At 42.1% G+C, this 19,668-nt stretch carries 21 protein-coding genes and 1 pseudogene; 14 read left to right on the top strand and 8 right to left on the bottom strand.

The features are described 5' to 3' along the window. The 7 genes from BCU07_RS06840 (at position 1) to BCU07_RS06810 (ending at position 4,893) form a co-directional block, all read left to right on the top strand. Positions 1–1,356 (top strand): ATP-binding protein, encoded by a 1,356-nt coding sequence (locus tag BCU07_RS06840; RefSeq protein WP_102429250.1) that lies wholly within the window; start codon positions 1–3, stop codon positions 1,354–1,356. Further along, entirely contained in the window at positions 1,343–1,816 is a 474-nt protein-coding gene (locus tag BCU07_RS06835; protein ID WP_017070648.1) for a response regulator, read from the top strand. The genes BCU07_RS06840 and BCU07_RS06835 overlap by 14 nt, the downstream gene beginning before the upstream one ends. Before the next feature lie 461 nt (positions 1,817–2,277). Continuing rightward, a complete protein-coding gene (locus BCU07_RS06830; protein WP_017062405.1) occupies positions 2,278–2,778 on the top strand; it encodes an opioid growth factor receptor-related protein in 501 nt (166 codons plus the stop codon). 199 nt (positions 2,779–2,977) lie between these two features. Beyond that, on the top strand, positions 2,978–3,418 hold the full coding sequence (locus tag BCU07_RS06825; RefSeq protein ID WP_017062406.1) for a hypothetical protein: 441 nt from the start codon (positions 2,978–2,980) through the stop codon (positions 3,416–3,418). A gap of 61 nt (positions 3,419–3,479) precedes the next feature. Then, positions 3,480–3,980, top strand: a complete 501-nt coding sequence (locus BCU07_RS06820; RefSeq protein WP_017064207.1) for a hypothetical protein — start codon at positions 3,480–3,482, stop codon at positions 3,978–3,980. Positions 3,981–4,049: 69 nt separating this feature from the next. Continuing rightward, the gene (locus BCU07_RS06815) at positions 4,050–4,499 is read left to right on the top strand and encodes a GNAT family N-acetyltransferase (RefSeq protein ID WP_102429251.1); all 450 of its coding nucleotides are present in this window, start codon (positions 4,050–4,052) and stop codon (positions 4,497–4,499) included. Further along, positions 4,492–4,893, top strand: coding sequence for a hypothetical protein (locus BCU07_RS06810; protein WP_017062409.1), 402 nt, complete (start codon positions 4,492–4,494; stop codon positions 4,891–4,893). The genes BCU07_RS06815 and BCU07_RS06810 overlap by 8 nt, the downstream gene beginning before the upstream one ends. Positions 4,894–5,104: 211 nt before the next feature. Here the strand turns inward: BCU07_RS06810 and BCU07_RS06805 are convergent, their stop codons facing one another. Both BCU07_RS06805 and BCU07_RS06800 read right to left on the bottom strand, forming a co-directional pair. Then, the gene (locus BCU07_RS06805) at positions 5,105–6,133 is read right to left on the bottom strand and encodes a methionine synthase (protein WP_017062410.1); all 1,029 of its coding nucleotides are present in this window, start codon (positions 6,131–6,133) and stop codon (positions 5,105–5,107) included. A gap of 45 nt (positions 6,134–6,178) precedes the next feature. After that, positions 6,179–7,156 carry a DUF1852 domain-containing protein gene (locus BCU07_RS06800; protein ID WP_017064213.1) on the bottom strand — a complete coding sequence of 326 codons (978 nt, stop codon included), beginning with the start codon at positions 7,154–7,156 and terminating at the stop codon, positions 6,179–6,181. Positions 7,157–7,499: 343 nt separating this feature from the next. Between BCU07_RS06800 and BCU07_RS06795 the strand changes: the two genes are divergently transcribed. From BCU07_RS06795 to BCU07_RS06780, 4 genes are all read left to right on the top strand, one after another. Then, complete coding sequence (locus BCU07_RS06795) at positions 7,500–8,309, top strand: sulfite exporter TauE/SafE family protein (protein WP_017066225.1); 810 nt, start codon at positions 7,500–7,502, stop codon at positions 8,307–8,309. A 227-nt stretch (positions 8,310–8,536) separates the two neighbouring features. Further along, entirely contained in the window at positions 8,537–9,541 is a 1,005-nt protein-coding gene (locus BCU07_RS06790) for a metal-dependent hydrolase (RefSeq protein WP_102429252.1), read from the top strand. Positions 9,542–9,883: 342 nt separating this feature from the next. After that, the gene (locus BCU07_RS06785) at positions 9,884–10,621 is read left to right on the top strand and encodes a hypothetical protein (protein WP_102332665.1); all 738 of its coding nucleotides are present in this window, start codon (positions 9,884–9,886) and stop codon (positions 10,619–10,621) included. 127 nt (positions 10,622–10,748) lie between these two features. Then, positions 10,749–11,345: a tyrosine-type recombinase/integrase gene (locus BCU07_RS06780; RefSeq protein ID WP_016792302.1), complete on the top strand. Its 597-nt coding sequence runs from the start codon at positions 10,749–10,751 to the stop codon at positions 11,343–11,345. A 164-nt stretch (positions 11,346–11,509) separates the two neighbouring features. On the opposite strand, the gene BCU07_RS06775 is transcribed toward BCU07_RS06780, so the two are convergent. The 5 genes and pseudogenes from BCU07_RS06775 to BCU07_RS06755 all read right to left on the bottom strand — a co-directional run. Continuing rightward, on the bottom strand, positions 11,510–11,740 hold the full coding sequence (locus BCU07_RS06775) for a hypothetical protein (RefSeq protein ID WP_065584872.1): 231 nt from the start codon (positions 11,738–11,740) through the stop codon (positions 11,510–11,512). Beyond that, a complete protein-coding gene (gene gspS2, locus BCU07_RS06770; RefSeq protein ID WP_372035815.1) occupies positions 11,741–12,106 on the bottom strand; it encodes a type II secretion system pilot lipoprotein GspS-beta in 366 nt (121 codons plus the stop codon). Continuing rightward, positions 12,063–13,199, bottom strand: coding sequence for an alanine/ornithine racemase family PLP-dependent enzyme (locus BCU07_RS06765; protein WP_102429267.1), 1,137 nt, complete (start codon positions 13,197–13,199; stop codon positions 12,063–12,065). Before BCU07_RS06765 ends, gspS2 begins: the two co-directional genes overlap by 44 nt. After that, positions 13,196–14,401 carry a DUF1611 domain-containing protein gene (locus tag BCU07_RS06760; RefSeq protein WP_102429268.1) on the bottom strand — a complete coding sequence of 402 codons (1,206 nt, stop codon included), beginning with the start codon at positions 14,399–14,401 and terminating at the stop codon, positions 13,196–13,198. Before BCU07_RS06760 ends, BCU07_RS06765 begins: the two co-directional genes overlap by 4 nt. A gap of 461 nt (positions 14,402–14,862) precedes the next feature. Then, positions 14,863–15,132, bottom strand: a pseudogene (locus BCU07_RS06755) (carboxypeptidase M32); the annotation flags it as partial. Between the two features lie 391 nt (positions 15,133–15,523). On the opposite strand from BCU07_RS06755, the gene BCU07_RS06750 reads away from it, so the two are divergent. After that, positions 15,524–15,802 carry a hypothetical protein gene (locus BCU07_RS06750; RefSeq protein WP_017063787.1) on the top strand — a complete coding sequence of 93 codons (279 nt, stop codon included), beginning with the start codon at positions 15,524–15,526 and terminating at the stop codon, positions 15,800–15,802. 556 nt (positions 15,803–16,358) lie between these two features. Continuing rightward, positions 16,359–16,901, top strand: a complete 543-nt coding sequence (locus BCU07_RS06745) for a hypothetical protein (RefSeq protein WP_102429269.1) — start codon at positions 16,359–16,361, stop codon at positions 16,899–16,901. Between the two features lie 346 nt (positions 16,902–17,247). On the opposite strand, the gene BCU07_RS06740 is transcribed toward BCU07_RS06745, so the two are convergent. Next, complete coding sequence (locus BCU07_RS06740) at positions 17,248–18,720, bottom strand: carboxypeptidase M32 (RefSeq protein WP_102429270.1); 1,473 nt, start codon at positions 18,718–18,720, stop codon at positions 17,248–17,250. Between the two features lie 296 nt (positions 18,721–19,016). On the opposite strand from BCU07_RS06740, the gene BCU07_RS06735 reads away from it, so the two are divergent. Beyond that, on the top strand, positions 19,017–19,652 hold the full coding sequence (locus BCU07_RS06735; protein WP_102429271.1) for a LysE family translocator: 636 nt from the start codon (positions 19,017–19,019) through the stop codon (positions 19,650–19,652). Positions 19,653–19,668 lie beyond the last annotated feature (16 nt).

Genomic DNA, 19,668 nt, shown 5'->3' with positions numbered 1-19,668 from the left:
GTGTATCAACAAAAGCTAGAAGCACTGATCGAGCGCTATTTTAACCAAACAGAACGTCGGGTGACGTGCTGTGCCGGTAACACCATTATTGAACAATCAGCGTTAAACACTCGTTTATATTATGTGTTTAGTGGAGAACTGGAAGGGTTTTATACCGATGCGAATACACCGCAAGTGCGAGTATTTAGCGCGGGTAGTGGGGCTTTTATAGGCGTTCATAGCTTCTTTTCAGGTAATTGGACAGCATCTTCAACGGTTGTTGCTAAAACCGATGTTGAGTTAGCGTGGATCGATAAAGACACGCCTGCAGAAGATGAACGTAAATTTGGTCCTCTTACCGCACAGTTCACACCTGTGATTGTCAATGAGTTGTCGCGTCGTCAACGCCGCGCAACACAAGAAGCGATAGCGAAACAAAAAGCGCTAGAGAAGTTACATACTGCTGAGCAAATGACGACCTTGGGTCAATTGGCTGCAGGGATTGCCCATGAGCTTAACAACGCTATTGGTGTAGTAAATAGTAAATCTGGTCGACTTGAAACGGTCATCATGGATCTGCTTGAAGAAGTGCATCCAGAAGCCAGTCAATTTTTCGATTTTGGGTTAATGCATGGTCAGAAAACGTCGTCGTCAGAAGCGCGAACACGTGGGCGACAATTTGAAAGAAAATATGGTTTAGACAAAAACATTGCTCGCTCTCTTGCAAAGGCGATTCCAATTGATGCTTTATCTGCAACAGACGTTATTTCAAAGCATTGGCTGAAAAAACCAGAAGAAGCGATTCGTTTTTGGCAGATGGGCTGTGATTTACATGATTTGCGTTTGGCATCTAGACACACCGTCGGCATCGTAAAATCGGTTAAACAACTTGGCAGAGTTGATATCGACACCGAAGAAGCGGTTGATATTAACGACTCCATTAACCATGCCTTATCGTTGCTACAAAGTGAGTTACGTAGAGTGTCTGTGCGATTGAGCCCTGCGGATTTACCGTCTTTTAAAGGCTCGAAAACAGAGCTCGTTCAGATTTGGGTCAACATTATAAAGAATGCTTGTGATGCAATGTCGAATTCAGACGATGCCGCAATAGAGATTCAAACCAGATTAAGTAAGAAAAGGATATTAGTTACGATCGCGAATAACGGCCCTGAGATAGACGAGGCGACTCGCAGAAAGGTATTTCAGCCCAACTTCACCACTAAAAAAGGTGGTTTATCGTTTGGATTGGGCTTGGGTTTATCAGTAGTTAAGCGGATTGTGGCAGGTTATGGCGGAAGTATTATTGTGAAAAGTGATGCTTCTAAAACGGTATTTAGAATCAAGTTACCAATAGAGGGTGAACATGGAGAAGCTTAATTTAATCTGTGTCGATGACCAGAGAGAAGTACTGAGCGCAGTGATACAAGATTTAGAGCCGCTGGCGAGTTGGCTGAATATTGAAGATTGTGAATCAGCGCAAGAAGTGCTTGATCTCATTGATGAACTTGACGCAGAAGGCGAACACATTACCGTCATCGTGTCTGATCATGTGATGCCAGGGAAAACGGGTGTGGAGTTACTCACTGAAGTGTTCCATGACAGTCGCTTTCCGAATACCAAGAAAATTCTTCTTACGGGGCAGGCCACTCATACTGATACCATCAATGCGATTAATGCAGCAGGCATCGACCGTTACTTTGAAAAGCCTTGGCAAGCAAGCACATTGGTTGAGTGCATTCGTACTCTTGTCACTGAGTACATATTTGATCAAGGGCTTGATTACACGGACTATCAGAATGAGCTCGACCAGCAGGTTGTGTTGAGACGCTTGCGTTAGCCTCTTATGTTAGCGACTTACATTATTCACTAGTGTAAGTCGCTTGAAATTCTATGCACCGAAGGACGCTTTCTGAAGGGTTTTTCTTTGAAAGATGTAATCTTTCGCTGCTTATTTTACCTACCTCTTTTAGTCGTTCAGGTTTTGGTACTCAGTTATTAACACACTGGTTGCTGGCTTTAGTCTAAAACTCATACGCTACGCCAACGCCAACGGATGCATTGTGTTTTCTTCAGGAACGATTCCCTGAACATACAGCAGAGCTAAAATGTGTCGCAGAGTTCCCGTGTCGTTTGTTAGAAAAGTAAGTCGAAATTATTCAAAAGTGATTCCTAACGCGTGGGACGTGGAGTTCTAAGCCAAATCGGTACTTACAACGTAAAGGACTAGGCTTTTGACGGCTTACTGCGTAATAATGCATTCGCCCACAAGTGGGGGTTTATAGTCAGTAGGATTTTAAAATGAGTGAGATTGCTCGCTTTATATCTGGTGAAGCGCCGGACAAATTTGGTCGAAATATAGAACAGTTATTGGCTTACAATCATTTTTGGTTGGAGCATGACCATAAGTACATTCAAGTGTTCTTCCCAATAGATGAGGGGACTAAGTTTAATCAACATGCCCCGTTGGTTACTCAAGAAGATAAGGTGCTTTTTGCTAATTCAGAAGCGCTCCGCACAGCTCATCTACAAGTGCTTGACCTGATGCTTGAGTTTTGGGGTATGCAGCGAAACGGGAGTGAAATATCTTCATCGTTACCACTTAGCCCGGCTAATCACGTATGGTTAAAGAATCATGACCATAACCAGCTAAGGTTAACGCGAGCCATTCGCAGTTTGTACTTGTTGGGTAATGAAGAGGTTGCGGCTCGGTTATGTGACTTTTTAGTATCAGCGGCGACCGAGACAGGGTTGGTGTCGGATAAAACCGTTCAGTATTGGCGCAATGCCTTGGAAGGTTAGGGTTTTTCTGTGCAGAGCTTCCGGCACTGCTCATAATTGATTCTCAATGCGCGGTATTTTGTACGATGCCGCTTTCTCTATATTCAACATTTGAATGCAATTTGTGGAATATATCAAAGTTAATTAAACTGATGGTAAGTTATTACTTTTCATTATGTTAGGGTTCTTTTCTTAAGGTCAGCGGATTAGGAAGAGGCTAATGAAAAAGGGATTTGTGATAGCGATATCAATCGGCTTTGTTGTCTTCTTCCTTGTTGGTCGTGAGCTTCAGTGGTTCGGGTCCAGTAATTCCGAGTCGTTTCCTAAACTTCCGGATAGTCCCCAATTTGTTCCTTCTATCGATTTCGACGGTGAGTGGCTAGGCCGCCGTATTAACACCACTGGCAATAATATGTGTGAACGCACAACCATCACCGGAACTATTCGTGAGGGTAAGGCTACTCTAAGGCTTACCTACAATGGAACACCGTTAGAGGGTTGGGTGACGGAAAACGGCGACTTACGTTTATATGCTAAACATCGCCAATGGGATTATCGTTTTTCCGCACGTGGCAGTGGCAGTAGATTTGACGGCCGATGGCACTTAACCAATGGGCCGTGCCAAGGAAGTTGGTTTCTAGAAAAGGTCGATGGCAAGTAGGGTTGTTACTACAAGACGCCGTTTAAAATTAACCAGCACAAGGTTCTTTTAGGAGAGATAAGTGATCAGATTAATCGCCGTGTTCATTGTGGCTTTCGGGCTAGGTGCATATGCGAGCTTACATGTTTTGACAGACTATGTTGTGAGCATTGAAGACAGTCATAAAGCTGCGGTGCGGCAAGGTTTTGAAACCTATAAATATGCAAATACAAAAGACCTTGCCCCATTAATTAAAACATCGAACTTGTTAGCTCGTTATAGTGCTTGTGAATTAGAGGGAGATGAAGGCGATGCGATTGCATTAGCCCTATCTATTAACGCTATTTCCTTTGGGATGTTATCGAAGCAAGCGTCTGACCTCGATCAAGACACCTTTAGGACTGGTTTGATGATGTACGGAAAACTCAAAGACAACGAAAAAGCGTCTGGTCAGTTAACTGAAATACTTACTGCGTACTGTAAAGATAGTCTTCGCTATCTATACGACTGTGAAAAACTTTCTAATTTGTTAGGCGAAGAATGGGATACACAATGGAAGGAAGTGAAACCAGTATGTACCTAAAAATGATTCAACATATACGGCATTTTGCTATGCCGTATTCAGATGTGATTTGAAAACAAAGGACACAATATGGAAGTAAGGTTGGTCAAAGGTTCAGAGCCTAAGTTCGCTGAATCGATCACCAAAACGAATATGGCGAGTTACTATCAAGCTCGTGGAATCGCTTGGGGTCATAGCCAGTTTTTACGCAGCTGGGATGAGCTGGATAACTATGAAATTTATGTGGGGGATCGCCGTATTGGTGTTGTTCGCTTCAGTTACGCTAGTGGTACAACGTTTCTTAGGGACTTGCAGATATTAGCTGACTGTCAAGGTCAAGGTTTTGGCTCTAAGTGTCTCGATTTGGCTATTGAACATGCGAACAATCAAGCATCGGCTCAGTTAGTGTTGCGCGTGTTCAGTGAGAACCCCGCCATTAAGATTTATCAATCAAAAGGTTTTACTCAGTTGTCTGAAGTGAAAGGGCTCTTTGAAATGGAGCTGCCTTTAGGGTCATCATTGAGAGAGTGTCATGGATAACCGTATCCAACTAAATTTTGTTAAATACTTATTTTCAGAGTTGCTGTTTATTGTTATTGCACTAGGTCTTGTCTATTGGATATCAGACGGTGATCGTTCATCGCTGCTAACCATAGGGCTGATAATTTGTGTTCCTCCATTAATAAAAATTCTAATGTTGTGGTGGAAGCTTCGCGATAGCTCGTTTGAAATCACGAACGGTCATGTACGTTTAAATGGCGTTGCTTGTGATGTGACTTTACAGCGTAGCTTTCTTCCGTTTGAAATTGGCTCATTCATCAAGCTTTCATACACGAAAGGTGCAATGCAGAAACACAATATTTACCTTTCTAAAGGCGCAATGAGCAAAGAAGAATGGAGCCGTATGTTAGCGTGTCGAACTAGGTCGCCATAAAGAAGCGACATCGCTGTTACTTGAGCTTTTAGTTTCCACGACGAATAGCGATGCGATTAAAGAGTACCAACGAGCGATCTCTTTATATGCTCAAGACCTAGATAAAACCTGGTAAGCAGCGCGTAAAGCTCATTAACTCACATAACAAAAAGCCTAAGCATCAATATGATACTTAGGCTTAAAGGCATAGTTTTTGTTCTTTAGGAAAGCGTTACGCTGAAAGCTCTTTACGAACGATCTCTGCGCCAGCACTTAGCGCATTAAGCTTCGCTGAGGCTATCTCGCGAGGTAGGGGAGCCATGCCGCAGTTGGTGCAAGGGTAGAGCTTGTCGGCATCAACGTACTTAAGTGTTTCACGTAGAGTGCTAGCCACTTCTTCCGGTGTTTCAATCGAATCGGTTGCAACATCAATCGCACCGACCATTACTTTCTTGCCTCGTACGAGCTCAAGCAGCTCAAGAGGTACATGAGAGTTGTGACACTCTAAAGAGATAATGTCGATATTCGATTGCTGCAGCTTAGGGAAGACTTCTTCGTATTGGCGCCACTCGGTGCCTAATGTCTTTTTCCAATCCGTATTCGCTTTAATGCCGTAGCCATAACAAATATGGACTGCTGTTTCGCACTTAAGCCCTTCAATGGCTCTTTCCAAACAAGCGATGCCCCAATTGTTCACTTCATCAAAAAACACGTTAAACGCAGGTTCATCGAACTGAATAATATCCACGCCTGCCGCTTCAAGTTCTTTGGCTTCTTCGTTGAGGATCTTTGCAAATTCCCACGCCAGTTTTTCACGGCTTTGGTAATGCGCATCGTAAAGTGTATCAATCATGGTCATAGGCCCCGGCAGAGCCCATTTGATCGGTTGGTCGGTTTGCTGACGTAAGAACTTCGCATCTTCAACAAACACAGATTTCTGACGAGAAACTGGGCCTACAACCGTCGGTACACTCGCATCGTAACGGTCGCGGATTTTAACGGTTTCACGCTTTTCAAAATCAACGCCATTCAGGTGTTCAATGAAGGTCGTTACAAAGTGTTGACGTGTTTGTTCGCCGTCACTCACAATATCAATGCCTGCTTGCTGTTGCTCGTGCAGAGAGACACGCAGCGCATCTTGTTTGCCGTCTGTGAGTTCATCGCCTTGAAGTTTCCATGGCGACCAAAGCGTCTCTGGTTGTGCAAGCCAAGACGGTTTCGGCAAGCTGCCCGCTGTTGAAGTCGGTAATAGTGTTTTCATAATAATATTGCCTATCCTTGGGTGGTTTGAGAGCGCAATAGACGATTAAAGTGCGTAATTTGCCGACCAGTTCTCTAGAACTGATTGGTATGGCTTAATGAACTTCTCTTCTGCGAATTTACCTTGTTCAACAGCTAGCTGGCTTCGTTCTTCACGGTCGTACACGATTTGAGTCAGCGAGTGATCCAAGTTTTTCAAGTTTGGTTGGTAACAGTTACCCGCAACCGCGTTCGCGTTGTAAATCTCAGGTCGGTAGATTTTCTGGAACGTACCCATGGTACTGATGGTGCTGATAAGCTCTAGGTTAGAGTAATCGTTCAGCAGATCACCAAAGAAATAGAAGGCCAAAGGTGCAACACTGTTAGGCGGCATGAAATAACGAACCTGTAAGCCCATCTTTTTGAAATATTGTTCAGTTAAAGAAGACTCATTCGGTTGGTATTCAAAACCTAATACTGGGTGTTGGTTTTCAGTGCGGTAATAGGTTTTATTATCTGACACGCTTAAGCAAATAACAGGTCTTTTATTAAAGTTCTTTTTGTAAGCGTCAGAGTTAACGAAATATTTAAAAAGCTTACCGTGTAAGTCACCAAAATCTTCTGGAATGCTGAATTTATCTTGGCCTTTATTATGATCCAATAGACGTACGCTAAAGTCATAATCTCGAACATAAGAAGAGAAGTTATTTCCGATAATGCCTTCAATACGCTCGTTAGTTTTACGGTCTACAATATTGGTTTTCAGCACTTCAATTGAAGGGAATGCTTCGCCGTTGCTTTCAATATCCATATCAACAGAAATGATTTCAAGCTCAACAGAGTAGCGGTCGCCCTTAGGGTTATCCCAGTGCGCTAACGCGTTGAAACTGTTATCGATCATTTGTAGTGCATTGCGTAAGTTCGCTTGACGGCTGTCACCGCGAGCCAGGTTAGCAAAGTTGGTAGTGATACGCGTGCTGTCTGCAGGCTGGTAGTTTTCGTCGAGGCTAATGCTCTTAATCGTAAAATTAAATTCTTTATTCATGCTGATTTGGTATCCCAATTTTTTTTCTGATTCTCTCGGTCTTTAGTATTAAAACGGCTTTTATTTTTTGCTTGTGACCGGATTAAGAATCGAAGGCTATGCTGTCTGAAATTAATGCTTAGTAGAATTAATGTCGTATAAAGTTAATCGCTTAAGGTTTTTATACGTTGATAGGTTGACCATTAACAATGGTATTACTTCACATTCAACATGAGGAATATTCATGATCTATTCTGTTTGAATATTTTAGTCGGTGTCAGTTATATTAATTAGCTTGATGGAAATATAACCGCATTAATAGTGTGTTATTTAAGACGATTAATTTAATTAAGAGATGGATGAAATGAGTGAATTGCTGTTGTTGATTTTCTACTGTGCGTTACTGGGCAGTGGTGTTGGGTTTCTAGCCGGTTTGTTAGGTATTGGCGGAGGGCTGATCATTGTTCCTGTGTTAAGCAGCATTTTACTGTATTTAGAAGTTCTACCTTCCGACCAAGTTGTTGTCGCTGCGATTGCTACCTCGTTGGCATCGATACTGTTCACTTCCACATCTTCTGCACTCGCTCACCACAAGAATGGCAACGTGCCTTGGGATCTGGCGCCTTGGATCATGCTCGGTGTTGCTCTGGGTGCATTGGTTAGTGGTTTTATGGCGGCGTTGTTACCGGAAAAAGTCGTTCGTATTGTGTTTGCTGTGAGTGTGGTTCTTATTGCGATCAAGATGTTCTTAAGCAGCAAAAATGATGCGCCTAAGGAACGAAAACTGCCGAACAAAGGTGTGCTCACTGTGCTGACAACCATTACGGGTGGCTTATCTGCCATGATAGGTATTGGTGGCGGAGCATTGCTGGTTCCGCTATTAACGTTCTTCTCTGTCGGTATGAAAAAGGCCATCGGTTGTGCCTCGGCTTGTGGCATTGTGATCGCGTTGTTTGGCTCGATAGGTTACATCAGTTCAGGTAGCAGCCACTTTGCTCTATCAGATGGCTTTGCTGGCTTTGTTTATCTGCCTGCGCTGTTGGGTATTGTGTGCACGTCTTGGTTTACGGCTCCGTTAGGCGCAAAAGCCACCAACCATTTACCGGTTCCAACGATTAAGAAAATCTTCTCAGTACTGCTGGTGGTTATCGCAGCAAGCATGGTTGCTCGTTAATAAAAGATCGTTCAAGTGTGAATATACAGAACAAAAACGAATAAATTGATCAACCACCAATAATTAGAAAAGGGCAGTTTCATAACTGCTCTTTTTTTGTTTATCGGTCTATGCTTATACAGCTATGTACATGAGTATATTGATAAAACCGTTTAGTTATGAACAGTTCACCGCTATAGCTAAATGTATTTTGTTTGATTCAACGGAATGCTATCAATGAGTGATTTATGGATCCTTTAACGCAGGGCGTGTTAGGCGCTTCTTTGTCACAATCGGCCAGCAAAAAACAACATTTGGTTGTTGCTGGGGTATTAGGGCTGCTCTCCGGGTTAGCACCAGATTTGGATGCACTGATTAAGTCTCAAAGTGACCCTTTGTTGGCTTTGGAATTTCATCGACAATTTACCCATTCACTCTTCTTTATTCCCATTGGCAGTTTGATCTGCGCTTTGGTTCTGCATCACCTGATTGCAAAAAAACGTGGGCTTTCTTTCAAACAAAGTTGGCTGTTTTGTGCTCTGGGCTATGGTACTCATGCACTGTTAGACGCTTGTACCACCTATGGCACGCAGTTACTTTGGCCTTTCACCAACGCGCGTTTTTCTTGGAATACCATATCAATCATCGATCCTGTTTATACGCTTCCCATTCTAGTGTTGCTTGTGTTTGCGACGTTAAAACGAGCGCCTTGGCTAGCGCGTGTTGCGTTTACTTGGGCGCTAATTTATCCAACATTAGGGATGATTCAGCGAGACAGGGCAGAGGCGATTGGGTGGCAATTAGCGCAAGAAAGGCAACACACACCGATTCGATTAGAGGCAAAACCAAGCTTTGCGAATATCTTGGTTTGGAAAGTGGTGTACGAAACAGAGGCTCATTACCATGTAGACGCAGTGCGGGTTGGCACATCGGTAAGCACGTATCCCGGAGAGTCGATTGCGAAGCTGAATGTTAGCAGGGATTTACCTTGGCTTGACCCGGACTCTCAACAAGCCAAAGACATAGAACGTTTCCGCTGGTTTTCAAATGGTTATATCGCTCAGGACCCAACAGACGAGCTGCGTATTATCGATGTCCGATATTCAATTGTACCAAATCAAATGAAAGCACTATGGAGCATCAAGCTATCAAAAGCAGTTGATGCAAACGCGCATGTAAAATACGAAACTCATAGAGACAACACGCCAGAGTCGAGACAGATCTTCTTCGGTATGCTCACTGGCGATAAATGAGCTAGTTTTAAACTGATCTGCACCGTCAATACTGGATGCTACGTTAAGCGACTTTCCATACGTTTAGTTATCTCTGAATTGTTAATTTAGGGGAAGCTATAGCTCATTTATGCCCCAAAGCTTCTCAGACCAAATGAGTGGACGATCTAGCCATTACATCAAAAGACCAAGTTAATCTAATCCGTACTTCAGTCTCATATACGGAGTTTTTCCGTAATTCACCCCTGTAAATATACACAAGTTCACACAACAGATTGATAACATTTGAGTTTCATAACAAATAGCAGCAACATAGACGGAAAAAGTCCGTCTATAAAGCGTTATGCGATTCAAGGGGGAACCATGGAATACGAAAGACCTAGAAAGAGAAATCCACTAGGAATTACAATTGAACAGCATTTTCATACAGCGCATTCAATAGGTAAATTTTATAACCATACCGACAATGTTGAAGTATTTGAGAAGTCAACTTCTCTAACCTTCCCTCGGAACAAGCGAGCGAAAATATTTTGTACTAAGCGCAATTGGGATGAGCGTGCTGAGCGTGGTTACATGGTAGATATTGAGCATGGTTATCATGAGCAAATCGATAACCTTGGTATTTCAAAAGAAAGAAACCACCATGCAATATCTAAATATTTTGTCTTATGGCGTTTACGTCATCAGGCTCATCTAAATCGTTTGTCAAACGCAAAACTTAGTGGTGTGCCCGGCCTTCGTTTAACTAAGGAGCAACAGGAAATCATTGAGGTTAAGCGTGCAGGATTTGTGAATTCAGAGGGTGAAATTCCAGCGAGACAATTGACGGGGCATCTAATCCAATCTGGAATCGACCAACACATGCTCGACTTTAAAGATGTAAAGTGGGGCTTGCTCCAAGCAAGCAAAGGTCAATTCTTATGTGCGGACAGCTATCATGATCTTTTTTTAATGCCTATCTCTCCTAAGTTTGCGTTTGCAGCTAATACTCCAGACAGTTTCCTTAATTACTCTGATGTTGCAGCAGTAAATAAGCAAAGTATCGAAAGTGCAAAAGAGTTTTACTTTGCTAGATCTCTGAAAAAGTGTCCAATCGCATAACAAGCGTTTAAGGTTTCAAGGACTTTTTCTAATCTGAACGAAACGGTTTAGAGCAGTACACCTAAAACGTTTTTGTCCATTTCCTTCCAACTACAATCGTGATGACCAAATTAAAAAGGAGGTCATCATGGTAGTTTTCAACAAAACGAAACGAAGTGGCGTCAAAAAGCCTTTTCGGCTTGAGGAAATTTGGCGGATCAGAACCAGATTAGAAATTGAAAATAATTTGATGCAGCTTGCGTTGCTCAACTTAGCTATTGATAGCAAACTTAGAGCAAGTGATTTGCTCGTTCTCAGAGTTTGCGATGTATCTTCGCAAGATAGGATATTTAACCGCGTTAAGCATATCCAGCGCAAAACAGATATTGAAGTTCAATTTGAGATAACGACAAGAACTCAACAGAGTCTAATGAAATGGATTTTGATGGCTTCGCTACATGACAGCAATTTTATTTTCCCAAGCCAAAGGCGAAAGCAACAACCGATTAGCTATTCGTACTATCGATACTTAGTGAGGAGATGGGCTTCTAATCTGGGGTTGGATCCTAACTTGTATGGCACTCACTCGATGAGGCGAACAAAAGCGACGTTAGTCTACGCAAAAACGAAAAATATCCGAGCGGTGCAGCTACTACTTGGTCATACCAAGGTAGATAATACAATCCGCTATCTTGGGGTTGAATTAGAAGATGCATTGTTGCTTTCAGAAGGTACTGAGTGTTAATCGAAAAGGAACCTAAATACTTAGGTGTTTCAATTGCTATTACGCTGAAAGTTGTTACCCATTCACCGCTACACTTGATTATTTTCAATACATTAAGTGCAAATACTACTAATCTGTCCAAGGTTTAGATGGCCTTAAACAGATTAGGTATACACAAGCTTAAATTAAACGTTGGAACGCGCGTTTTTCTTCTTTGATTTATAGGCTTTCATTGAAATTCTTAAAGCAAGCTGTTTTTGTTTAATTGAAATGAGTTGTCTAGTTACGACCTTATGGTGTAACTCTGTGATAAAGTTTTTTTCCCAAGGCGTAAGGCGGTCAAACCTCAATAAAATAGTGTCATTGAGTACATTGAACAACTCGTATTGGCTTTTATCCATTCGACTGCTAAGCATTCAATTAGAGCACTTAGCTAGAGAAATGACGTTAAGGCTTTCTACGTTATCATTTTTGCCTAAGGTAATGATTCGATAAGAGACCCCCCTCTCTAATAGTGGTCTTATTTCGATGTTGTCACAAAAACTAACGGCGACTTTTTCTACTAATCGGTCCATATTCAAAGTTTTCTTTTTTACGAAAACAAGAGTGACACTATCGCCCTCTGACTGTGCATTTACGAGTGTGATTGAGCCTAACTCTTGTGGAAGTTGGCTTGAAATAACTGTCGCTCTATAATCGGCAAGTCCATTAGATTTTATTGGGCTTATCTGACAACCGTTAAGCATGACACTGACGAAGAGAATTACAGTTGTTCGTAGCATTATGCGCTCCTTCTTCCTTTCTTCTCCCTTTAGGTGCCTTAAAATATTTATGGATATAACGTGAAGACATAGAAGATAAGAGCGCACTGTAATCTAAACTGAATGTGACTTTTTCCCCTACAAGTAGTGGTTTCTGTGAGGATTCAAGGACAAGGTGATCGCTAGTTGAAGACATGATCTTAATCCCATTCGGAGCCTTAAGCCCGCCGACACAAACATCTTGGCGGCCTAATGCTAGAATAGCTTGTGAGACCTCCCCTCTATCTTGAAGGTTTTCTTTTTCACCAAAAGCATTTAACCCCCGACTCCCCCAAGGCAAAGTCGGTTTAGTCTTGGATTCAATCACTTCAGCGGTCAAAGAAACCGCATCCGTATGTAAGCCTTTGATATTTTCGTGCTCTAAAGGCTCACAGCCTAAAAAAATGGCTTCTCCTATACGAAGGTGATTGACTCGAGTTAAGCCTGTTCTCTGAAGAGCCCAGTTAACTGAAGCAGAATTACCCCCTGAAATAATTTCTAGATTGATCCCAAATGTAGCTTCAATTCCATCGGCAAGATCAGAAAGAATATTCATATTTTGATCATCTGGAGCGACACCATACCGACAGGCTAAATTCGTACCAATTCCTTTTATCGTTATGTTTGGTAAAGAAATAATCTCTCGGATAAAATCAATCACGCGATTTGGCATCACACCTTCTCTGAGATCGCCAAGCTCAACCATAATAATGATACCGTGACAGCAATTTTGTTGTTCCGCTGCATGTGAAAGCCTCTGAATCACTTCAACTTCAGAGTTTAAACTCAGATCACTGTATTTTATTACGCTCGCCACTTGACTGAGCATGGGTGTACGTATCAGCATTTTAGGGGTAGCAATGCCAGATTCAGTCATCTTTTGAAGATTTTCGATTCTTGAATCGGCTAACATTGTTGCGCCAGCATCAATAAGAACTTGTGCGATGATAGGGTGACCGAGGAAGGCTTTTGTTACAGGCGTAACGGATATATTTTTCAGTGAGAGCTGAGAAACCAGGAACTGAGCGTTATGATGAACTTTTCCACAATCGATGTCTAACCTAGGGTAGTTCACCCTTTTTCGGCCAGTTTACTTGCTATTATAGGAAAGGCTGACGTTACGATGTGCAGTAGATGTTCAACAGGCTGTGACAAGACATCAGTAACCGGTAAACCAAATTCGGTAGTGTAAGTGTCTATCGCACAACGTGTTTCATCCAACGACATATCTTCATGATTCAGTGTTAGTCCAATAACATTGGTATTAGAAAACGTTTCGATAAGATTGATTTCTGAGGCAATCGAAGGCATTGGGCAATCAGGAAAATCACTACGATATAAACGTTTAGGGGCATGTTGCAGTATCACACCCGTTGGACAACTGCCACGTAAGATAAAAGCGCTGGTTGAAAACGCAGGGTGACTCAAGGCTCCTTGCCCTTCAATAATAATCAGATCTGGATTTTCTTTTTCATAGGCCTGTACAATAACAGATTCCAACTCACCGGCACAAAATTGTGAAGGAACAGCATCGAGTGCAACGCAGTATTGTGCGCCCTGCATAATGCCTGTTTGACCAGTGGCAATCAGAACGACGTTAAGGCCTTTTTTAGTCAGTTCATTCGCCAATATTGTTGCTGTTGTTCGTTTTCCTAGCGCGCAATCCGTCCCCATTACAGCAATTCTCGGACATTTAACGTTGTGTATTTTTCCGCTAAACGTTTTCAGATCGCCTTTACTTTTGGGTTTGCGAGTATCGAATATTCGAACGTTATTCTTTAAACTGGCTTCTAAAAATAGAGGATCATCGGTTAGGAATTCATGTAAGCCATTTACGATGTTCATTCCTAGTGACATGGAATTTAAAATGATGCTTTTATCTAAGTCAGATAAAAAGCCACTTGATGGCGCAATGCCAAAAATGAAGTAATCAGGAATGCTTTCTGCGTGAATGATAGCTTCTTCAGCATTAGCAAGGATCGGTATTCCATTGGCTTTGTTATCAAGAACTTCACCAGCATCTAAGCCAGCAGACTCACTATCAATAACCGATAGAATACGATAGCTTAACGAATGTCTCACTAACCCATTAGCGGTTTTACCATCAATTTTACCAAAATTACCTTCGCAATATATAATCGCAGAAGGGATGACAGGTTTTACTTTTTGAGCAAGTGGTAACCAAGGTGTGAAATGGGGTACATCGTTGTTGATTTCTACATTTTCAATTCTAGTGAGTTTGAAGATGTTTCTTAACTTTTGGGTTGAAATGGACATAATTAAAGCCTGCGGTGAGGCTTAGGAGGGCAACTAAGGAGTGCCGAGATGTGAGTTCGGAAAAGAAAAGAAGTCCCCACTAAGCGGTAGGGATAACAACCAAGATAACACACTCACCAGACTTTTGTTGATTATTATTAATACGCTTTCTAAGTCTATCACTTTCAGGCTTCACCCATACTAACGTGATTGATTAGAGATCTAAGACTCATTGTTCAACGTCGCCGTATCAACCTCTCAGCTTTAAGGTTTCAAGATACTTTTTCTAATATTAGTTAAGTGAATTAGAGTTTTGAGTTTAACGCGTTTTTGTCCAATTTCGTGCTAGTAGGTACCAGAATCTTCCGTGATTGTTAAGTTCGATGAAGGGATAAAACCTTCAAATCAATCTAAGTATGTTTTGAAAATGTGATTAAAAAGGCTGAATCAATAAACTGATCAGCCTCTATCAATTTTTTCCATTAAAGGTAACGGCTTCTTAGGTGGTCTTTGAAGTATTGCGCATTCAAGGTTTCACCGGTTGCGCCTTTCACCAAATCATCAGTAGTAAGCAGGCTGCCTTTGCTCCAAATGTTCGATTCTAACCAATTGAAGATAGGGGATAGGTCACCGCTTTCAATCACTGAGTTCACATCCACTGTTTTCTTCATTGAAGCCATGAACTGAGCCGCGTACATCGCACCTAATGTGTAAGGTGGGAAGTAACCGAATGCGCCGTCCGTCCAGTGGAGAATGTGACCTGCATTTTAAGGTAGTTGCGGCTGTCCAAATTCTTGCTAACGGGGCGACTTAACTCACAAAGTACGAAAAGTGGGGGCAGAGTACAGTTCTTGACTCAAACGAATTCGCTAGTTTTTGCTCTGTAAATCGCACTGAAAGAGTCACACACATACAAGGTAGTATGAGCATAGCCTTGAACAAGCCCCAAATCCTCGCTGAGAGCGTTTGAGGCGGTCTGAGGGTTGTTTTTGGTAGCTAATTTACCCATTTACCATAATAAGAATGATGAACTCCGACTTTAATTGCATGAAACGAGAGCTATCTATTTAGTTTCACTGCTGCGACAATCTTAATTTCTTACTAAACTGGAATTAGTATTGAACTAATAAAAAAGGAATAGTTATGCGAATTGTTTTTTTTGTTTTTGCTCTTTTTTTTTCTTCCCTTTCATTTGGAGGTTTTAAACCAATTCACGATAAAGCCTTAGAAGAAAAAGCACTCGATGCATTAGAAGTTCACTTAGTAGCTGAAGGTTTGATAAGAGATGATGCTGAGCTAGCTCTCGCGTATGAGGAGGGAGGGAAGAGTATTTTTTTCTTTCGAGTAAGAGAGCATGAAGGTGGGGATGAGTTATATAGGGTTTTTTGCTCAAAGGCTAGGTGCCGTTTTAGTTATAACTGACAATTGAAGTTGTAGTGGTCTAATGATCCCTGACAATCACGTAAGCGACTTTTTCTATCCTTTTAATAATTCATGCTTTGCTTAATTGGCAATCTTGCTAAAACGGAAATGTCCAGAGGCTTCATAAGCCTGAAGTTTTACTCGTGGCGCTTTTCTTGCAAAGTGCCTGCTAGCTCAGATCTGCCCCAAAATGAGTTACGCCTCAAAGTTTAAACAATGATGTTCAGTTAACTTTGATATACAAAAAGTAATGAAAGGCAAAATGCAAGACTTGCCTAATTGCTCTGTAGGATGCATGGGGTACTAGTAATCGCCCTGACAGACCAAAAGTGCCAGAAATCTAAAGTCATACAAACAGCTATGCATTTGAGCACCTAATCTTGGGGGCTTTATGCTATGTTTGAAATAATTTACTAGGAAGGTTATTGGTCGGGTCAAATTGACGCTTGCAATGGGTCACATTTTGTTGATTTTGTATAACAATAATCATCTAAATCACCAGGCTAAGGTTTTGATTTTCCAGTAAAAACAGTTTTTAATTCGTTTGGAGTTGTGGATGCTATCACACGATTGGTCACTTAGTGCCGAAAAAAGAAGAAAGGATAGAGAAGAGAATGGACTATCCATTAATGAAGCTCAATCATCTTTAGGTATGTATCGAACCTCGGTTTATCCAATAGCAACAGAAGTTGCTGATTTTATATTTTCAAATTGGGGAGCTCGAATGGTCGCAAGACTAGATAAAGAATCCCGAAAAATACTGTTTGAAATTTTTGATTCTGAATTTAATACTAACAGTAAACCGATTTTGGTTAGGATTCGTGATATTCCGTTCGAGCTTGGAACGAAGCTTAGGTGGAAGAGCAATCCTAATGTTTGTGCAGAAATAAACTCCGAAGGAATTTTTTTAAATGGGAAGGTGTTTACTTCTTTTTCTAGGGCAGGAACTGAAATTACCAAGAACAGTGTTAATGGTTGGAAGACATGGGAATATTATTGCAATGAATCTTCATGCTGGTTTAGCGTAGACAAACGTAGGAAAGAATACGTAGATAAAATCTCAACGGATGTACTTACCAGAATAAATCCGACCAACTAGCGTAAATTGGGGAGTTAATAACGTCACTTAGTACGCACCTCAACCAAGCCTGTTAGCTAGTGCGATTTTACTCAATGCACTAGCTATTTAAAACTCACTTTACAATACCTGTAGTTATTTATGACTTGCTAAATTAGCAAAGGCACTAACTCAAAATTGTCCAGAACCTTCACAGATGGCACTTCGTAACTCAGAAGTGCCCCTTTTCTAGTTAGAACCAAAGCTACCCTTCAGCCATAATTGTGACTTTTGACTTACAATACTTGTACTATGCTTTTTTCAGCTTGGTTCTACTTACACAGCAAGCTCTGCAAGTAGAAACCTTCAATGTAGTTGGGCGTTTTATCTACAGATAACGACTTCTCAAATGGTCTTTGAAGTATTGCGCATTCAAGGTTTCGCCCGTTGCACCTTTCACCAAGTCATCAGTGGTCAGCAGGCTGCCTTTGCTCCAAATGTTTGATTCTAACCAAGTGAAGATAGGGGATAGGTCACCGCTTTCAATCACAGAGTTTATATCTACCGTTTTCTTCATTGAAGCCATGAACTGCGCCGCATACATCGCACCTAATGTGTACGATGGGAAGTAACCAAATGCGCCGTCTGTCCAGTGGATGTCTTGCATACAGCCGTTAGTGAAGTTGCCTTGAGTGCTTAAACCAAGGTAAGACTGCATCTTGGTATTCCATAACTCTGGCACGTCAGTGTGTTTGATCTTGCCGTTGATCAAGTCACGCTCAATCTCGTAACGCAGGATAACGTGTGCAGGGTAGGTGAGTTCATCAGCATCGACACGGATGAAGTCTTTCTTCACGCGCGTGTAGATCTTCTGGAAGTTTTCTTTCTCAAATTCTGAGCCTGAGAATTGCTGACCAGCCAAGTTCGCTAAGTGTCCAATGAACGGGTCGCTGCGGCCGACTTGCATCTCGAAGAATAAAGATTGAGATTCATGAATGCCCATAGAACGAGCTTCCCCCGCTGGTTGTCCTGCTAGGTGTTTTGGTAAGCCTTGTTCGTAACGTGCGTGGCCTGTTTCATGCACAATACCCATTAAGCTTTGAACGAATTCCGCTTCGTCATAGCGTGTTGTGATACGCACGTCTGAAGGGACGCCGCCACAGAATGGGTGAACACTTTCATCCAATCGGCCGTGTTCAAAATCGAACTGAAGCAGCTTCATGACTTCTAAACCCAGTGCTTTCTGTTTCTCGGTCGAATAGATACCTGATGGTGCGTTAAATTGCTCGCTCGATTGTTTTTCGATCACTTCATCAATTAAACCTGGAAGCCAAGTTTTAACGTCTGCAAATAGGGTATCAAGTGAAGTAGAGCTGGTGCCCGGTTCATAAATATCCAGCATCGCATCATAAGGCGTTAGGTTGGCTGCGTCTGCGCGAATCTGCGCTTCTTCACGAGAAAGCTCAACCACTTCACGCCAGTTCTTTTCGAATCCAACCCAGTCGTTGTTACCGCGTTGGCTACGCCACGCATGTTCACATTTTGAACCCGATAGAGATTTCGCTTCAACCAATTTTTTTGGAAGTAGGTTTGCTTGTTGCCACTGGCGTTTTATTTCACGAAGTGACGATTGTTGCTCAGTGTTCAGCGCTTCATTTTCAGCGTCTGCAATCCAATCGCCAAGCTGTGGTTGAGTCATTAAGCCGTGAATATGAACAGAAAGCTCGGCCATCGCTTCACTACGAGCTTGGTTACCACCTGCTGGCATCATTGAAGCTTGGTCCCAACCACAAATAGAAGCTAGGTGTTGAAAGCGTGAACATTTTTGAGAGTGTTCGACTAGTTTTTTGAATGCGCTCATTTGACTACTCTTAATTTGGTTTCTTTAAATGATCCTTAGGGCTGCGTCAGCGTTAAGGTTCATCTCGTGTACTTTGATTATGGCTTTGCTTTTTAATGACGCCGACCTTCGCAGTCGAAGATATAGCGAGAAAAGCATGAGGCGGTACGATGCCTTGAATTTACTATTTCTTAACAAATCAAACTGTTCTATTGTGCACAAAATCAGTGAGTTGTATAGCTGGTGGCAATTGTTGCTTGCGAATTGTTCAGATACACGGTATTGATGATAGATCTCTGAACAAAAATGACAATGATATGGATATTTTGAACTTTGAGGCATTTCTAATTGCCATCACTATTTTAACGCTAACGCCGGGCTTAGATACGGCTTTGGTGATTCGCAATACTAGCCGCTCTGGCTTAGCTGACGGTTGTATGACGAGCTTTGGTATTTGTAGCGGCTTGTATGTACACGCGTTTTTCTCTGCTGTGGGTATATCTGCAATCCTCGCCCAATCCGCTGAACTCTTTCAAGCCGTTAAGATGGTAGGTGCGGTTTACCTCATCTGGCTTGGCTTAAGCAGTTTGCGAGCATTGATGAAAAACGGTGGCGGTTTGAAGGTCGGAGAACAAGCTCAGCAGGCATACAGTGCAAAGCGTTCTTTGCGTGAAGGCTTTCTGTCTAACGTTCTTAACCCAAAAACAGCAGTTTTCTATCTGGCCTTTTTACCTCAATTTGTAAACCCTGAAGGTTCGCCTTTATTGCAATCTATGTTGATGGCTTCGGTACACTTTATGATTGCGATGGTATGGCAATGTGGTTTGGCTGGCGCGCTTAACTCGGCTAAAAATTTGCTCAAAAACGCGAGTTTTATGAAGTGGATGGAAGGCGTGATGGGCATGGTGCTGGTTGGGCTGGGTGTTAAGCTTCTGATGGAAGAGCCTGTGTAGTTCACCGTTTTCAGTT

Origin of the sequence: Vibrio sp. 10N.261.54.E10, assembly GCF_002877735.2 — a bacterium.
GTDB lineage: Bacteria > Pseudomonadota > Gammaproteobacteria > Enterobacterales > Vibrionaceae > Vibrio > Vibrio crassostreae_C.
This window is presented reverse-complemented; position numbering and strand designations above follow the sequence as displayed.

What these genes read in the sequence shown, in the direction of transcription:
- BCU07_RS06835 (WP_017070648.1), top strand. Translation starts at nt 1,343, where the DNA reads ATGGAGAAGCTTAATTTAATCTGTGTCGATGACCAGAGAGAAGTACTG.
- BCU07_RS06830 (WP_017062405.1), top strand. Translation starts at nt 2,278, where the DNA reads ATGAGTGAGATTGCTCGCTTTATATCTGGTGAAGCGCCGGACAAATTT.
- BCU07_RS06825 (WP_017062406.1), top strand. Translation starts at nt 2,978, where the DNA reads ATGAAAAAGGGATTTGTGATAGCGATATCAATCGGCTTTGTTGTCTTC.
- BCU07_RS06815 (WP_102429251.1), top strand. Translation starts at nt 4,050, where the DNA reads ATGGAAGTAAGGTTGGTCAAAGGTTCAGAGCCTAAGTTCGCTGAATCG.
- BCU07_RS06810 (WP_017062409.1), top strand. Translation starts at nt 4,492, where the DNA reads ATGGATAACCGTATCCAACTAAATTTTGTTAAATACTTATTTTCAGAG.
- BCU07_RS06805 (WP_017062410.1), bottom strand. Translation starts at nt 6,133, where the DNA reads ATGAAAACACTATTACCGACTTCAACAGCGGGCAGCTTGCCGAAACCG.
- BCU07_RS06800 (WP_017064213.1), bottom strand. Translation starts at nt 7,156, where the DNA reads ATGAATAAAGAATTTAATTTTACGATTAAGAGCATTAGCCTCGACGAA.
- BCU07_RS06795 (WP_017066225.1), top strand. Translation starts at nt 7,500, where the DNA reads ATGAGTGAATTGCTGTTGTTGATTTTCTACTGTGCGTTACTGGGCAGT.
- BCU07_RS06790 (WP_102429252.1), top strand. Translation starts at nt 8,537, where the DNA reads ATGGATCCTTTAACGCAGGGCGTGTTAGGCGCTTCTTTGTCACAATCG.
- BCU07_RS06785 (WP_102332665.1), top strand. Translation starts at nt 9,884, where the DNA reads ATGGAATACGAAAGACCTAGAAAGAGAAATCCACTAGGAATTACAATT.
- BCU07_RS06780 (WP_016792302.1), top strand. Translation starts at nt 10,749, where the DNA reads ATGGTAGTTTTCAACAAAACGAAACGAAGTGGCGTCAAAAAGCCTTTT.
- BCU07_RS06775 (WP_065584872.1), bottom strand. Translation starts at nt 11,740, where the DNA reads ATGCTTAGCAGTCGAATGGATAAAAGCCAATACGAGTTGTTCAATGTA.
- gspS2 (WP_372035815.1), bottom strand. Translation starts at nt 12,106, where the DNA reads ATGCTACGAACAACTGTAATTCTCTTCGTCAGTGTCATGCTTAACGGT.
- BCU07_RS06760 (WP_102429268.1), bottom strand. Translation starts at nt 14,401, where the DNA reads ATGTCCATTTCAACCCAAAAGTTAAGAAACATCTTCAAACTCACTAGA.
- BCU07_RS06750 (WP_017063787.1), top strand. Translation starts at nt 15,524, where the DNA reads ATGCGAATTGTTTTTTTTGTTTTTGCTCTTTTTTTTTCTTCCCTTTCA.
- BCU07_RS06745 (WP_102429269.1), top strand. Translation starts at nt 16,359, where the DNA reads ATGCTATCACACGATTGGTCACTTAGTGCCGAAAAAAGAAGAAAGGAT.
- BCU07_RS06740 (WP_102429270.1), bottom strand. Translation starts at nt 18,720, where the DNA reads ATGAGCGCATTCAAAAAACTAGTCGAACACTCTCAAAAATGTTCACGC.
- BCU07_RS06735 (WP_102429271.1), top strand. Translation starts at nt 19,017, where the DNA reads ATGGATATTTTGAACTTTGAGGCATTTCTAATTGCCATCACTATTTTA.